General features: G+C 70.9%; 14 protein-coding genes, 1 tRNA gene and 2 riboswitches. Of the genes, 5 read left to right on the top strand and 10 right to left on the bottom strand.

Going from position 1 to position 14,813, the window contains the following annotated elements:
- Positions 1–225: 225 nt before the first annotated feature.
- Positions 226–380, top strand: a riboswitch (SAM riboswitch).
- A gap of 47 nt (positions 381–427) precedes the next feature.
- Both MEICH_RS0108375 and MEICH_RS0108370 read left to right on the top strand, forming a co-directional pair.
- A complete protein-coding gene (locus tag MEICH_RS0108375) occupies positions 428–1,693 on the top strand; it encodes an O-acetylhomoserine aminocarboxypropyltransferase/cysteine synthase family protein (RefSeq protein WP_027892230.1) in 1,266 nt (421 codons plus the stop codon).
- 327 nt (positions 1,694–2,020) lie between these two features.
- Positions 2,021–3,307, top strand: coding sequence for a flavin monoamine oxidase family protein (locus tag MEICH_RS0108370; protein WP_084542242.1), 1,287 nt, complete (start codon positions 2,021–2,023; stop codon positions 3,305–3,307).
- A gap of 312 nt (positions 3,308–3,619) precedes the next feature.
- Here MEICH_RS0108370 and MEICH_RS0108365 read toward each other — a convergent pair whose 3' ends face one another.
- The 10 genes from MEICH_RS0108365 to MEICH_RS0108320 form a co-directional block, all read right to left on the bottom strand.
- The gene (locus tag MEICH_RS0108365) at positions 3,620–4,330 is read right to left on the bottom strand and encodes an adenosylcobinamide-GDP ribazoletransferase (RefSeq protein WP_027892228.1); all 711 of its coding nucleotides are present in this window, start codon (positions 4,328–4,330) and stop codon (positions 3,620–3,622) included.
- Positions 4,330–4,989, bottom strand: a complete 660-nt coding sequence (locus MEICH_RS24300) for a histidine phosphatase family protein (protein WP_036218463.1) — start codon at positions 4,987–4,989, stop codon at positions 4,330–4,332. Before MEICH_RS24300 ends, MEICH_RS0108365 begins: the two co-directional genes overlap by 1 nt.
- Before the next feature lie 67 nt (positions 4,990–5,056).
- Positions 5,057–5,263 (bottom strand): C1orf53 family protein, encoded by a 207-nt coding sequence (locus tag MEICH_RS0108355; RefSeq protein ID WP_027892227.1) that lies wholly within the window; start codon positions 5,261–5,263, stop codon positions 5,057–5,059.
- 7 nt (positions 5,264–5,270) lie between these two features.
- Positions 5,271–6,341 carry a nicotinate-nucleotide--dimethylbenzimidazole phosphoribosyltransferase gene (gene cobT / locus MEICH_RS0108350; RefSeq protein WP_027892226.1) on the bottom strand — a complete coding sequence of 357 codons (1,071 nt, stop codon included), beginning with the start codon at positions 6,339–6,341 and terminating at the stop codon, positions 5,271–5,273.
- A gap of 9 nt (positions 6,342–6,350) precedes the next feature.
- Positions 6,351–6,890 carry a bifunctional adenosylcobinamide kinase/adenosylcobinamide-phosphate guanylyltransferase gene (gene cobU / locus MEICH_RS0108345; RefSeq protein WP_027892225.1) on the bottom strand — a complete coding sequence of 180 codons (540 nt, stop codon included), beginning with the start codon at positions 6,888–6,890 and terminating at the stop codon, positions 6,351–6,353.
- A complete protein-coding gene (locus tag MEICH_RS0108340) occupies positions 6,880–7,440 on the bottom strand; it encodes a histidine phosphatase family protein (RefSeq protein WP_245587634.1) in 561 nt (186 codons plus the stop codon). The genes cobU and MEICH_RS0108340 overlap by 11 nt, the downstream gene beginning before the upstream one ends.
- A complete protein-coding gene (locus tag MEICH_RS0108335) occupies positions 7,437–7,796 on the bottom strand; it encodes a hypothetical protein (protein WP_051304215.1) in 360 nt (119 codons plus the stop codon). The genes MEICH_RS0108340 and MEICH_RS0108335 overlap by 4 nt, the downstream gene beginning before the upstream one ends.
- Positions 7,797–7,798: 2 nt before the next feature.
- Complete coding sequence (locus tag MEICH_RS0108330; protein WP_084542240.1) at positions 7,799–8,572, bottom strand: ABC transporter ATP-binding protein; 774 nt, start codon at positions 8,570–8,572, stop codon at positions 7,799–7,801.
- Positions 8,559–9,545, bottom strand: coding sequence for a FecCD family ABC transporter permease (locus MEICH_RS0108325; RefSeq protein WP_051304214.1), 987 nt, complete (start codon positions 9,543–9,545; stop codon positions 8,559–8,561). Before MEICH_RS0108325 ends, MEICH_RS0108330 begins: the two co-directional genes overlap by 14 nt.
- A 61-nt stretch (positions 9,546–9,606) precedes the next feature.
- Positions 9,607–10,470, bottom strand: coding sequence for an ABC transporter substrate-binding protein (locus MEICH_RS0108320; RefSeq protein WP_027892220.1), 864 nt, complete (start codon positions 10,468–10,470; stop codon positions 9,607–9,609).
- Between the two features lie 142 nt (positions 10,471–10,612).
- Positions 10,613–10,783, bottom strand: a riboswitch (cobalamin riboswitch).
- Positions 10,784–10,892: 109 nt separating this feature from the next.
- Between MEICH_RS0108320 and MEICH_RS0108315 the strand changes: the two genes are divergently transcribed.
- From MEICH_RS0108315 to MEICH_RS27910, 3 genes are all read left to right on the top strand, one after another.
- Positions 10,893–10,979 (top strand) — tRNA-Leu (locus tag MEICH_RS0108315).
- A gap of 471 nt (positions 10,980–11,450) precedes the next feature.
- Positions 11,451–11,882: an NUMOD3 domain-containing DNA-binding protein gene (locus tag MEICH_RS29260; protein ID WP_169730642.1), complete on the top strand. Its 432-nt coding sequence runs from the start codon at positions 11,451–11,453 to the stop codon at positions 11,880–11,882.
- Positions 11,883–12,201: 319 nt separating this feature from the next.
- Entirely contained in the window at positions 12,202–14,787 is a 2,586-nt protein-coding gene (locus tag MEICH_RS27910) for an RtcB family protein (protein ID WP_245587633.1), read from the top strand.
- Positions 14,788–14,813 lie beyond the last annotated feature (26 nt).

The raw sequence follows: 14,813 nt of genomic DNA, 5'->3' as shown, positions 1-14,813 counted from the left end.
CTGGAGTCCCTCGGAGGGTGAGAGGGGGAGCAGGTTTCCGGCGCATGCCGGGTCGCGTACCGCGATGCCCTCGCCACGTGGAATGGCCTCCCCCTCGCTCCCCTGACGGCGGAACCGACACCGCCAAACCACCCCACCGCAAACCAACCCCTCGTCTTGACGCCGCCCCGCCCAACCCCTACCATCGGGGCTAACCCTGCGCTTCAGGGCCACAACCAGCACGTTCTTCTATCCAGAGCAGTCGAGGGAACGGCCCGACGACACTGCGGCAACCTGTAGCCGCCGCTCGCCCATCACCGAGCAGGCCGCTACGTTTGGTGCTAACTCCGCCTCGAGCCCCCGTCGCTAGGCACAGCGAAGGACCCGGGGAAAGATAGAAGAAGGGCACGAGCCCTTCTTCGGGAGAACGTCCGAGGAGGGGATTTTTGTGGACTTTTCGACCCTGGCGGTACTCAGCGGCTTGCCCGACGACCCCCACCACGCGGTGGGCCTGCCCATCTACGCGACGGCGGCCTACAGCTTCGAGAGCCTCGAGGAAGGCGCGCACAAGTTCGCCACCAACGAGGGCTACACCTACACCCGCCTGCAAAACCCCACCGTAGCCGCGCTCGAGCAGCGCCTGAGCGCCCTCGAGGACGCCATCGGCGCGGTGTGCCTGGCCTCGGGCCAGGCGGCGAGCTTCGCCGCGCTGCTCGCGCTGGTGCGCTCGGGGGACGAGGTCGTCGCCAGCCCCGGGCTCTTCGGCGGCACGGTCGGGCTCTTGAGCCAGGTCTTCGGCCTCATGGGCGTCAGGGTCCACTTCGTCGCACCCGAGGTCGAGGCGGTGCGGGCGGTGCTGAACGAGCGCACCCGGGCCGTCTTCACCGAGGTCCTGGGCAACCCCTCGCTCGAGCTCCCCGACCTGGCGGGCCTGGCCCGGCTGTGCGAGGCGCACGGCGTGGCCCTGATCGTGGACAACACCTTCGGGGCCGTGGGCGCGCTGGCGCGGCCCCTCGAGCACGGCGCCCACGCCGTCACCCACAGCCTGACCAAGTGGGCCAGCGGGCACGGCTCGATCCTGGGCGGGGCGGTGCTGGCCCGCTCGAGCGAGGTCTGGCGGAACTACCCGCAGTTCACCACCCCCGACCCGCAAGGCCGCGTCCCCTGGGAAGCCGCCGGCCCGCGATGTTTCCTCGAGCGCGTCCGGCAGCTCGGCCTCTCGCTGGGCGGGATGGTGCTCTCCCCCTTCAACGCCTACCTGCTCTTCCAGGGCGTCGAGACCGTCGAGCTGCGGGTCGAGCGGGCCTGTAGGAGCGCCCTCGAGGTCGCGGCCTGGCTGCAAGAGCAGCCCCAGGTGGCCTGGGTGCGCTACCCCGGCCTCCCCGGCGACCCGGCCCACGCCCGGGCCTCGCAGTACCTGCGGGGCGGCTTCGGCAGCATCCTGGCCTTCGGCGTGAAGGGCGGGCTCGAGGGGGCCAGCCGCTTCCTGGCCCACCTCCGGGTCATCCAGGCCCCCAACGTCGGCGACGCCCGCACCCTGGCCGTGCACCCCTGGACCACCACCCACGGCCGCATCCCCGAGGCCGCCCGCCTGGCCGCCGGGGTCCGGCCCGAGATGATCCGCTTCTCGGTGGGCCTCGAGAGCCCCAGGGACATCCGGGCCATGCTGGCCGAGGCGCTGGCGGCGGTGGAGGCGGTGAGCGAGGCGGGGTGAGCGGCCTCGAGCCCCCGGCCGCCCCTTCCCGCCTTTCCCCGACTGCGAGCCAACTCATCCTCGGGGCACCGCCCCCGGGCTATCATGAGGCAATCCCCGGCGTCCCCCGGGGAAATTCGCTACCTTCGAGGAGGTGCCGCACCAACTGATCGGCCGCGCCCCGGCAGGGGGCGCACCCGGGCGCGAGCAAGCGCGAAACTCGACGAACTGCCACCATGCCGTATGCCACGGCACGATGGAGCGACTAAGTCGGCAGGGTGATGCCCGAGCATCCACAACAATTCTCGGGAGGAAGGTCAGAAGAAGTGTAGAAAAAAAGGTGTTCACATGACGACGCTCGTGATCGGAGCCGGTATTGCGGGTTTGGCCGCAGCCCAAGACCTCACGGCAGCAGGACACAAGGTCCGAATCCTTGAAGCCAGAGACCGCGTCGGAGGACGCATCCACACCGACCGCGACTTCGCGGGGGTTCCGGTCGAACTCGGGGCCGAGTTCGTCCACACCAGCGTGGTTCCCACCTGGGAAATCCTCAACCAACACCAGATCAAAACTCACTACATCAACCAGCAGAGCGACCTTTGGATCCGCCTGCCGGACGGCCGTTTGCGCACGGTGGGCGAAGAAGTCTGTTTTTCGGGCGTGCGGGCTTTGGGCTGGCCCGAGGCGCAGGGCGAGGAGTCGGTCGCGGCCTACCTCCAGCGCCTGGGCCTCGACGCGCACCGCGCCCCCTACAAGATGCAGGAGTACGTCTCCGACTACGGCGACCCCGAGCAGCTCTCGGCCCGGGCCGCGCTCGAGTTCATGCTCGACCCCACCTCGGAGGAGGGCGACTACCGCCCCCTGCCGGGCTATGACCGCGTGGTTCAGGCCCTGGCCGAAGGGCTCGACGTCGAGCTGGGCGCCGTGGTAGACACCATCGCCTGGGGCGGCCCCGGCGTGACGGTGATCCTCAAGGACGGCCGGGCCTACAGCGCCGACCAGGCGGTGATCACCCTGCCGGTGGGGGTGCTCAAGGCCGGGAAGGTGCGCTTCTTGCCCGAGCTGCCCGAGTGGAAGCTCTCGGCGCTGCGGCGGCTGGGCGTGGCGACGGTGCTCAAGCTGGTCTACCGCTTCGAGCAGCCCGTCCTCCCCGAGGGCGTCAACGGGCTGTACGTCTGCGGCGGCCTGCCCGACGAGTGGTGGTCGAGCTCGAAGGGCCAGGACTACGGCGGCGAGGTCATGACCGCCTTCGCCGCCGGGGCGAAGGCGCGGCGGCTGCTCGAGCTCGGCCAGGAGGGCGCGCTCGAGGCCGGCCTCGCCACCCTGCGCCAGGCCCTGGGCCGCCCCGACCTCACCCCCGGCGCCCGGACCTGGAGCCAGTGGCAGGACGACCCCTACGCCCTGGGCGCCTACAGCATGGCCGTCACAGGCGCCACCGACGCTCGAGCCATCCTGGCGCGGCCGCTCGAGCAAAAGCTGTTCTGGGCCGGGGAAGGCACCGCCTCCAACGCCTGGGCGGGGACCGTCCACGGGGCCCTGCAAAGCGGCCGCCGGGCCGCCCAGGAAGTGCTGGCGCTGCGCAACCCGACGCTGGCCCTGCCGGAGTTCGCCCAGCCGGTGGCCAAGGCGTTGTAGCCTCTTTTGGAGTGAAGGCCCCCCGGGAGTTGCGGGGGGTTATTTCGTTGGGGTCGATGGTCGATAGTCGATGGTCGATAGCTGATAGCCGATGGCCGATAGCCGGGCGCGGGTCGTACGTCGTACGTCGTACGCAAGACGCAAGACGCAAAACGCCTGGTTCCCCCCTTAGCAAGGGGGGTTAGGGGGGATATCCCCTCCCCGCCAGCGGGGAGGGGTTTACCAAGAGCCACACGCTTACCGCTGAAGGCTGACGGCTGAAAGCTGATAGCTGACGGCTTACCGCCGGTGGGGAGAGGTCCCCACAAGCCTTCAACCGCCCTGCCCGACCAGCCATACCCCCACCAGCAGGCCGGCGTTCTCCCCTACCTCGACCAGCGCGCCGTACACGTCGCCGGAGAGGCCGCCGCCAAGGCGTGCGGCGGCCCAGCGGGCCAGGAGCAGGGTGGTCAGGAGGACGGCCAGGGCGGGCCAGGGGAATAGGGCCAGGGCGGGGAGGGTGAAGAGCAGGGCCGGGGCGAGGCGGCCTTCCCTCGAGCGCGCCCCCAGGCCCTCGGGGCGGGCGGCGGGGTAGAGGTTCATGGGCACCAGCAGCGCGAAGCGCACCACGGCCGGGAGGCACAGCAGCAGCCACGGGGAGGGCCCGGAGGCCAGGAGCTGCCACTTGAGCAGCAGGTGCACGAAGCCCACCCCGAAGGCGAAGCTGCCCAGGTGCACGTCGGAGAGGATCTTCAGGCGCTGTTCGGGGGAGCGCATGGCCAGCAGGGCGTCGGCGGAGTCGAGGAGGCCGTCGAGGTGGAGCATCCCGGTGAGCCCCAGCCACACCGCCAGCAGCAGCGCGCCCTGCAAGCCGTCGGGCAGGGGCTGGGTGAGCCAGGCGGCCAGGGCCAGCGCCCCGCCCACGCAGTACCCCGCGAGCGGGTAGAAGGCCGAGGCGGCCCGCATCTCCCCGGGCCGGACCTCGCCCAGGCTGGGCACGGGGAAGGTGGTGAGGAAGCCCAGGGCCAGCCAGAAGGGGCGCATCAGGCCACGAGGTCGGCTTGCAGGGCTTGCAGGTGCGCGGTGAGCGGCGGGCTGAAGAACAGCTCGTCGCCCGCGCCCAGGTGCATCTTGACGACGGAGGCGTTGGGGATCTTCAGCGACTCCATGAAGCGCAGGAACTGCTGCATGGCCTTGGAGTCCAGGACGGTGGGGCGGGCGAACTGGGTCCAGAGCACGGCCCGGATGAAGGCGGCGTGCGAGAAGACCACGACGTAGCGCTCGGGCCGGGCCCGCAGCCGCTCGAGCGCCCCCTCCACCCGCCCGATGAACTGCACGAACGACTCGGCGCCCTCACCATCGACGCGGTGGGGGTCGAGCAGGCCGAAGTGGTGCTCGGCGTAGACCTCGCGCTCGAGGAAGGTGGTGTCGCGGCGGCGCTCGTCGGCCAGCCAGGTGTACTCGTGCACCGGCCACTCCTCGTGCAAGGCCAGCGGGAAGCGCTCGAGGGCGGGTTCGGCGGTTTGGAGGGTACGGACGTAGGGCGAGGTGACGATGAGCTCGGGCTCGCGTTCTAAGGCCTCGGCCACGCGGCGGGCCTCGAGGCGGCCCAGGGCGGTGAGGGGGTTGGAGCGGTTGTCCCGGGTGCGTAGCCCCGCGTTGGAGGCGCTCTGGCCGTGGCGGATCCACCAGACTTCCTTCACGCCTCGGATTCTACCCCGTGCGGCTACCGTTTCGTCCCTGGACGCAGCTTACAGTCTTGGCCCCGGGCTACCGCTTGCCCGCCGCCTCGTCCTGGGGGTTCACCGGCAGCCCGGCCAGGCGGCGGCGGATGGCCTCGGCCTGCACCTCGGGCGGGTAGGGGCAGTGGCGGCATTTCGAGCCGCAGCAGTGGCCGCGCTTGAGGTGGTAGGCCGCCGTGAAGACGTAGAGGCCGCCCTCCAGGTAGTAGTCCTCGCCCTCCTTAAGCTTCGCCATCGCGCCCTCAGCCCTGCTCCGCAGCCGCAGTCTGCCCGACGCCGGCCTCGGCGAATGTAGCCATGCCTGCCAAGACCCGCGCCGCCGCCCGCAGCACCGGGAAGCTCAGCACCGCCCCCGTGCCCTCGCCCAGGCGCAGGTCGAGCTCGAGCACCGGCCGCAGCCCCAGCGCCCGCAGTTGCAGGGCGTGGCCCGGCTCGGCCGAGCGGTGGCCCGCGAAGAGGTACCCGCGCACCGCCGGGCACAGCCGCACCGCCGCCAGCGCCCCGGCCGTCACCGGGAAGCCGTCGGTGACCAGGGGCACCCCGGCCTCGGCCCCCGCCAGGAAGACCCCGGCGATGGCCGCGACCTCCAGGCCGCCCAGCTCGGCCAGCACCGCCAGGGGGTCGGCCCGGGCGAGGTCGCCCAGCGAGCGCGCGGCCCGCTCGAGCGCCTCCCCCACCACCCGCACCTTGTGGCGGTAGCGGGCGTCGTCCACGCCGGTGCCCCGCCCGGTGACGGCGGCGGCCTCGAGGCCCAGGAAGGCCGCCGTGAGCGCCGCCGCCGCGGTGGTGTTGCCGATGCCCATGTCCCCGGCCGCCAGCAGCGTGGCCCCCTCCCGCAGGGCCCGCCGCGCCGCCTGCATGCCCGCCTCGACGGCCTGCTCGGCCTGCGCCCGGGTCATGGCGGGCTCGAGGCGGAGGTTCCCGCTCCCCGGGCGCACCCGGGCCGCGATCAGGCGCTCGTGCGCGGGGAGCTCGGCCCGCACGCCCACGTCCAGCACGTAGACCTCGGCCCCGGCCGCCTGCGCGATCTGGTTGACGGCCGCCCCGCCCCGCAGGAAGTTGAGCACCATCTGGCCCGTGACCTCCGCCGGGTAGGCCGAGACCCCCTCCGCCGCCACCCCGTGGTCGGCGGCGCAGACGACCACGGCCCCCGCGCCCAGCTCGGGGCGCAGGCTCCGCCGGGTCGCCGCCAGCCGCACGCCGAGTTCTTCCAGGTAGGCCAGGGCCCTGGGGGGCTTGGTCAGTTGGTCCTGGCGAGCCCAGGCGGCCTCGAGCCATCCGGGATCGACGGGGGAAACGTCGGGCAGTCGCATGCGGTCACCTCACTTCAGCCTCAGGGGCAGGCCCGCGACCATCAGGTACGCCGCGTCGGCCTCGCGGGCGAGGCGGGCGTTGGCCCAGCCCAGCAGGTCGCGGTAGCGCCGGGCCAGGGGGTTGTCGGGCACGATGCCCAGCCCCACCTCGTTGGTCACGACCAGCAAGCGCTTGCCGGTCTCGAGGCGGGCCCGCAGCAGCCCCTCGAGGTGCGGGCGCAGCGCCTCGGGGGCTTCCACCGGGTCCGGCTCCCGCAGCAGCAGGTTGGACACCCACAGCGTCAGGCAGTCGAGCACCACCACGCCGTGGCGGGCGCGGCGTAGGGCCGCCGCCACGTCCAGGGGCTCCTCGAGGGTCTCCCAGGCCGGGGGCCGCTCCGCCCGGTGGGCCGCGACGCGCCGCTCCATCTCGGGGTCGAGGGCCTGGGCCGTGGCGATGAAGCTCACGCCCTCGCCGCCCAGCGCCCAGGCCCACTCCTGCGCGGCCATGCTCTTGCCCGCCCGGGCCCCGCCCGTGACCAGGACCAGCCCGGCGTCCCTAAGCTCCACCCCCGGCCTCCTCCCCCCGCACGAAGCGCACCCGGCGGGCCGTCCAGTCGAGCCCCACCACCGCGCAGGGCGGCAAAAAGCGGTCCTGATCGAACTCACGCAGCACCAGGCGCAGCACGCCCCCGTGGGTGAAGATCAGGTGGCGCCCGGCGGGCAGGCGGTCGAAGGCGCCGTAGACCCTCGAGCGCATCCCGGCCGTGGACTCCCCGCCCGGGGCGGCGAAGCCGTCGAAGCCGAGCAGGGCCTGCCGGTGGGCTTCGTCGAGCTCGGCCCAGCGCAGGCCCTCGAGCGCGCCGAAGTTCAGCTCCCGCAGCTCGGGCAGCACCCGCTCGGGCTCGCCGTAGGCCAGCCGGGCGGTTTGGACGGCCCTGGCGAGGTCGGAGGCCACCGCCCCGTCGAAGCGCTCGGCGGCCAGGAGCGGGGCCAGGGCCCGCGCCTGGGCCTCGCCCAGCCCGGTGAGCGGCACGTCGCTCCAGCCCGTCAGGCGGCCCTCGGCGTTCCACACGGTCTGCCCGTGGCGCACCAGCCACAGCTCCACCCTCCCGCTCACGGCCCCTCCCCCGGCGTCAGCACGGCGTAGAACGGCGTCTCGACGAAGGGCGGGGGCCCCTCGAGGTAGACCCGCAGGCCGGGCAGGCGCAGCACGCCCTCCTCGAGGGTGAACTCGAGGGGGTCGGCGTCGAGGACGTAGACCAGGCTCTCGCCGGGGGGCACTCCGGCCCGCAGCAGGCGCAGTTGGGGGAAACCTCGCCCCAGCCGCGAACACTGCCCCATCTGGCCCCGCAGCACCGCCACGTAGCGGGCCAGGGCCGGGCCGTCCTGGGTCTCCAGGCGGCGCACCTCGCCCAGGTCGAGCAGCAATAGCTCCTGGGTCACCTTGAGGCTGGTCCGTTGGGCCTCGAGCATGCTCACCCCAGCAGCACCACCGGGCGGCCGTCCACCTCGCGCACCCGCACCATCGGCCCGTAGACCCGCGCCAGGAGGTCTTCCCGGATCACCGCCTCCGGCGGGCCCTCGGCCACCACGCGCCCCTCGGCCAAAAACGCCACCCGGTCGGCTTGGCGGGCCAGGTTGGGGTCGTGCAGCACGGTCAGCACCCCGATCCCCTGGGCCCGCAGGCCCGCCAGCAGGCCCACGAACTCGGCCTGGTGGTGCAGGTCGAGGTGGGCGGTGGGCTCGTCGAGCAGCAGGTAGTGGGGCCTCGAGGCCAGCGCCCGCGCCAGCATCACCCGCTGCCGCTCCCCGCCCGAGAGGGTGCCGAGCAGGCGCCGGCGGAACTCCGCGGTGTGCGTCTGGGCCAGGGCCCAGTCCACCGCCTCGGCGTCGGCGCGGCCCTCGCGCCCCAGCAGGCCCAGGTGGGGGGTGCGCCCCAGCCGCACGACCTCCTCGACGGTGAGCTCCTCGGGGTAGGGGCCGTTCTGCGGCACCAGGGCCAGGCGCTGCCCCCGCGCCCACGGGCTCCACCCGGCCAGGGGGCGGCCCTCCAGCAGCACCCGCCCCTCACTCGGCCCCAGCAGCCCGGCCAGCAGGCGCAGCAGGGTGCTCTTCCCCGCCCCGTTGGGGCCCAGCAGGGCCAGCCAAGCGCCGCGGGGCAGCTCGAGGCTCACGCGCTCGAGCACCCTCCGGCCCCGGTAGGCCAGGCTCACGCCCTCCGCCCGCAGGCCCGCCTCAGGCCCGGCCACGTTCCCTCCACAATAGGTACAGGAAGAAGGGGCCGCCCAGCAGGGTGGTGACCATCCCCACCGGAAGCTCGGCCGGGGCGATGAGCACCCGGGCCAGCAGGTCGGCATAGACCATCAGCACCGCCCCGCCCAGCGCCGAGGCCGGCAGGAGGTAGCGGTAGTCCCCGCCCATCAGGCGGCGCAGGATGTGCGGCGCCACCAGCCCCACGAAGCCGATGATCCCCGCCTGGGCCACCGCCGCCGCCGTCAGCAGCGTGACCACCGCGATCAGGGCCAGCTTGAGCCGGGGCAGCGGCAGCCCCAGGCTGCGGGCGGTCTCCTCGCCCAGGCTCAGCGCGTTGAGCGTGCGCCCGAAGGCCCACACCAGCGGCAGCGCCAGCAGCAGGTAGAAGCCCACGCTGCGCACCCCCGCCCAGCCCAGGAAGGCCAGGTTGCCCAGGGTGTAGGCGAACACCGCGCGCACCCGGTCGGCGTCCATGAGCATGAGGTAGCTGGTCAGGCTCACCAGCACGCTCCCCACCACCACCCCGGCCAGGATCAGGTCGTGGGTGCGGCTGGCCCCGCCCGACAACAGCAGGGTCACGGCCACCGCCAGCAGCGCCCCCAGGAAGCCGAACAGCGTGGCCGAGACCGGCAGCGCCTCGAACACCGCCCCCTGGGCGAAGGCCCCGCTCATCCCGCCCGCCAGGCTCACCGCCAGCGTCACCCCGAAGGCCGCGCCCGCCGCCGAGCCCATCAGGTAGGGGTCGGCCAGGGGGTTGCGGAAGAGGCCCTGGAAGGCCGCGCCCGACAGGCCCAGCGCGGCCCCCACCAGCATGGCCCCCAGCACCCGCGGCAGCCGCAGCTCGGTGACGATGGGGTTGGCCTCGAGGCCCGCCAGCGCCCGCAGCACCTCGGCGGGGCCCAGCGCGACCGCGCCGAAGCCGACCCCCAGCACCAGCCCCAGCGCCAGCAGGCCCAGCATCGCAGCCATCACCCCCAGGCGCAGGGGCAGGCGGCCGGAGGGGAGCGCGGGGGCCCTCACCACGGCCCTCTCACCTCAGCTCGGGGTGCAGGCAGGCCACCAGCAGCTTGAGCCCCTGGGCCACCCGCGGGCCCGGGCGCGAGAGCAGGTTGTCGCCGTCGCCGGTGAAGGAGCAGAAGCGGCCCGCCTGCACCGCGCGGATCCCCGCCCAGCCCGGCCGCTTCTTGAGGTCGGCCAGCCCGGGGTGGGTCAGGATGATCACCTGGGGGTTCTTCTGCACGACCAGCTCGGGGCTCACCTGGGGGAACAGGCCCAGCTCCTTGGGCAGGATGTTCACGCCGCGGGCCTTGGCGATGAGCACGCCGATGAAGGAGTCGGGGCCCACGCTGTAGGGGGTGGGGTCGATCTCGTAGTAGACGGTGGGCCGGTCCTTGGCCTTGGCCGCCAGGGTCTCGACCTCGAAGACCTCCTTCTGCACCCGCGCCACCAGCCGCTCGCCCTGGCCCTCCAGGCCCAGCACCCGGCCCAGCACCCGGATGCTGCGGAAGATGTCGTCGTAGCTCTCGGTCCGGACGGCGAAGGTCTTGACGCCCGCCTTCTCGAGCCCCTCGTGCAGCTTGCCGTAGACCGAGACGAACACCAGGTCGGGCTTGAGGGCGACGATGGCCTCGAGGTTGGGGTTGTACAGCCCCCCCACCCGGGGCAGCCGGGTCACCTGGGCGGGGTAGTCGGAGTAGTCGTCCACCCCCACCAGCCGGCCGCAGGCGTCCATGGCGCACATCGTCTCGCTGATCGAGGGCAGCATCGCCACCACGCGCTTGGGCGCGGCCTGGATCGTCACCTCGCGCCCCAGGTCGTCCTTGAGGGTGCGCGGGAACTGGGCGAAGGCCAGGGAGAACAGCAGGGCTGACACGAACAACCACACACGCTTCATCTATGCCTCCTGAGCCGCCCACGGGCGCTCGGCCTTCACGCGGAGGTTGGGGCATAGAAAACGCCCCTGCGGGAGCAGGGGCATCCGAAAAGCGGTGGTTCCCCGAATACTCCCCCTTCTTGCGAGAGGTGCCTCCTTAATCGGGTCGGGAGGCTCCTTGGCAGGTATTCGGACTCGAGGCGGTGACCGGAGGTCGGTCCCAATGCACCCTCACCGTTGCGCGACAGTACCGGACTGGCCCCTGCGGGCTTCACCGGTTTCCCCACTTTAAGCTGCGGCTACGCGCCACAGCACCAAGGACGGGCCGAGCTGTGTCACCCTAGCGGGCTCAGGGTCACACTACACCCACCCCGGCCACTTGGCAAGGCCGGGGGGCATCCTTGACAAGCCGGGCCTTGGCTCCTAAACTGTCCTTTGCCCTTGCCGGGATGGTGGAACTGGTAGACACACTATCTTGAGGGGGTAGCGAGCGCAAGCTCATGCGGGTTCAAGTCCCGCTCCCGGCACCAGACGTAGGGGCGATGCACGCATCGCCCCTACCCTTTTGGAGGTGTAAAACCGCATGTTTGGCCGGATGCCCCAACCCAGCGCGAATTCCCTGCGTGCGCTCACGCGGGCGACGGGTTGTCGCATCGGCTGAAAGCCGCTTTTCAACCGGCCCGCTCGAGCAGCGGGCTGTTTTATTTTTCCCAATGGTTCTTTACACTCGACCTATGCGCTGTGCCGAGTGCGGGCAAGAGGTGCGTAGCATTAACTTCCGGCACCTCAAGCCGTGCTCCGGCATAAGCCCGCAGGAATACCGCCTGCGTCACCCTGGGCTACCCTTGATGGACCCGGACGTGCGCAAATCCTGTGGCCTGCCGATGGAACGCAACCCCAGGTGGAAAGGGCGCACGGGCCGGAGGTGTTCCGGCTGCGGGAAAACCCTACACCGAAAAACAAGGGGAGCGCGCTGTCAGCGATGCCTCGAGCGCTCGGGCGTGGCGAACAGCTTCTACGGGAAACAACATTCTCACGAGACACGGCAGCGGATGCGCCTCGCTCAAGCCGCCCGTGATAAGGCCACCTACAAAGGCGGGTGTCGCGACCCAGCGAAAGCCAGTGAGGCACGGAAGAAATGGTGGTCCAACATCAGCGAAGAAAGGAAATACGAGCTGCTAAAGAAGTTTATCGAGGTCGGGCAACGGGCCAGCAAACGCTCCTCGAAAACTGAGCCCGAGACCTGGGTAGCTCGCGTCCTCGATCAGATGGGGGTGGAATACGAGCAAAACAAGCAGATCGGGCGTTATAACGTGGACTTTCTGCTAGAAACTGGGAAAGCCATCGAGTGCTTCGGCGACTTCTGGCATTGCAACCCCCGGCTGTTTCGGCCCGAGTATTACAACGAGTCCCTTAATACCAGATTCGGTTAGTTCGTCACCGAACGGTGACGCCGCCCCGCCAAGGCGGGGCGGCCGACCGAAGGGATACGCTTGCTTCGCCGACCGTCAGGGAGGGGTGTGCTCTAGGATTCAAAAAGATAGCCTCCAGGGTTCTGGGTTGGATGATTATCTTTTTGAATCCGGTATAAGATGACGGCAGCACAGAAATGGCATAAGGACGCCCGGAGGATCCAGAAATTGGCCGAAGCAGGAATTCGCGTCTTGGTGGTTTGGGAGAGTGAAATACGTACGCAACCTCAGCGGATCACCGAGCTCATCAAGACCTTTATCGAAAGCGAGACGCACATCGATGCGGATTGAAAACGGGATCGTCATCTTCGGAAACCCCGACAGGGAAACCATAGGCCAGATCCGCCAGGTTTACGAAAGGGCTGAGCGGGCGGTGCTATGCGCCGACTCGCACGTGGGCTACATCATGCCCATCGGAGGGGTAGCGGCCTACCGCGACAAGGTCTCGGTGGCGGGCGTTGGTTTCGACATCGCCTGCATCGCCCAGGGGAGCCTGGTCACCACCGCCGACGGGTACTCCCTGCCGATCGAACGCGTGCTGCCCCACCACCCCATCAGCCTGTGGGACGGCTTCAACTCCCGCCCCGCCTCCGCCCACTCCGGCCACGTGCTGACCGGGCGGAGGCCCACCCTGCGGCTGCGGCTGAGCAACGGGCGCCTCCTCGAGCTCACCCCCGACCACCAGGTGCTCACCCTGGAAGGATGGAAAGAGGCCGGGCAACTCGGCCCGGAGGACCGGGTCGCCTGCAACCCCTTCGTGGGGATGCCCTACGAGGAGCCCAGCGGCTCCATACCGATGCCTGCGGAAGGGCGCGACCTGGGGCTGCCCCACGAGGCCAAAGACCCCCGCCTGGCCCCCTTGCTGCGCTTGATGGGCTTCCTCTGCGGCGACGGCCACCTCAGCGCCGACGGCAAGCGGGCCTCCTGGTACGCCTATCACCCCCACGACGCCCAGAGCCTCCAGCACGACCTCGCCCGGCTGGGCCTCCAGCCCCGGGTGCACCGCCGCCTGCGGCCCAACGCCCGCCGCGAGGAATTTCACGTCTACGTAGACTCGACGACCCTGCACCGCGCGCTGCGTGGACTGGGCGTTCCCGGCGGCAAGAAGGCGTGGCCCGCCGACCCCATGCCCTGGCTGTTCGCCCTGCCCGGGTGGCTGCGGGCCCAATTCCTGTCCGGTTTTTGCAGCGCCGACATGTCCACCCCCCGGGTGGGCAAGAGCGGCACGATCCCGAACCTCCAGGTCAAGCACGTCGGGCACGACGACGCCTCGAGCCGCTTCCTCGCGCGGCTGCTGGCCTCGCTGGGCTTCGAGGCTTCCGTCGTGACCACCGAGCGCTTCGCCAACGGCAGGTCCGGTTACAGCACCCAAGTCCTCGGCGGTCAGGAAGCCCAACTGCGCTTCCTGGAAACGGTAGGGTTCTGCTACTCCCTCGAGCGCCGTGCCGCGGCGGCGCGAGTAGCCAGCATCGCTTGGGAGAGCCAGCGCCTGGTGCGCAAGCGCGAAGCGGCTCGGGATCAGGCCCGCTCGCTGAAGGCCCAGGGGGTTCACTGGCGGGAGATCACCCGGCAGGTGAGCCAGGCTTATGGCGTCCCGGAGGAGTTCGTCTACCACGCCATCTACGGCACCCGGGGCAAGCCGCGTCTTTCCACAACCGCGAAGCCCCAGCCCAACCACAGCGGGGAAATATGCTGGCTGAGCATCGAGTCCGTAGAGGCCGGCCGCGAAACCTGCGTCTACGACATCGCCACCCGGGACCCGGCGCACTGCTTCTACGCCCAGGGCGTCGTGGTGCACAACTGCGGCAACGCCGCCATCCGCACCGACCTGAGGCTCGAGCAGATCCAGCCTCACCTCGAGGCCCTCGCCGACGAGATCGCCAGCACCATCTCCTTCGGCATCGGGCGCTCCAACAAGTCGGACGATGCCCCCGTGAACGACCCCCTCTTCGAGGACCCGGCCTGGGAGGCCATCCCCGGCAAGGGCGAGCGCGAGGCCCTGCGCGAGAAGGCCCGCGCCCAGCTCGGCACCGTGGGCTCGGGTAACCACTACGTGGACGTGTTCGCCGAGGTTTCCGGCCCTGCCGGTCGCGGAAGCGATGCCCTGGACGAGCAGGCCCGCGTCTGGGTGGGCGTGCACTTCGGCTCGAGGGGCCTGGGGCACACCGTGGCCTCGGGCTTCATGGCCCTCTCCCAGAACCGCCCGTGGGGCTCGAGGGGCGCCGAGGTGGAGGCGCTGCTCGACCTCAGCTCCGAACTCGGCCAGGCCTACTGGGCCCTCATGAACCTCGCCGGGCGCTACGCCTACGTGGGCCGGGAGTGGGTGGCCCGCAAGGTGGTGCAGATTTTGGGCGGGCGGGAGCTCGAGCTCGTCCACAACCACCACAATTTCGCCTGGAAGGAGACTCACGGCGGTGAGGAGTACGTGGTCGTCCGCAAGGGCGCAACCCCCGCCTTCCCCGGCCAGAAGGGCTTCGTGGGCGGCAGCATGGGCGACGACGCCGTGATCCTGCAGGGCACCCCCGACCCCGACCCCGAAACCCGCACCCTGCAGGAAGCTGCGCTCTTCTCCACCGTCCACGGCGCGGGCCGGGTGATGAGCCGTCGCCAGGCCCTCGGCAAGGTGGACCGTAAGACCGGGAAGATCCTCCAGCCGGGGCAGGTCACCCAGGGGGCGATGAAGAAGTGGCTCAAGCAGAAGGGCGTGACCCTGCGCGGGGGCGGCCTCGACGAGAGCCCCCACGTGTACCGCCGCCTGCCGGAGGTGCTCGAGGCCCAGGGCAAGACCGTCGAGGTGCTGCACACCCTGCGCCCTTTGATCGTGGTGATGGCCGGGGCCAACGAGTTCGACCCGTACAAGGACTAAGCTCTGAGTGGCGCGCGGTGACAACA

The organism is Calidithermus chliarophilus DSM 9957, from assembly GCF_000430045.1.
Taxonomy (GTDB): domain Bacteria; phylum Deinococcota; class Deinococci; order Deinococcales; family Thermaceae; genus Calidithermus; species Calidithermus chliarophilus.
This window is presented reverse-complemented; position numbering and strand designations above follow the sequence as displayed.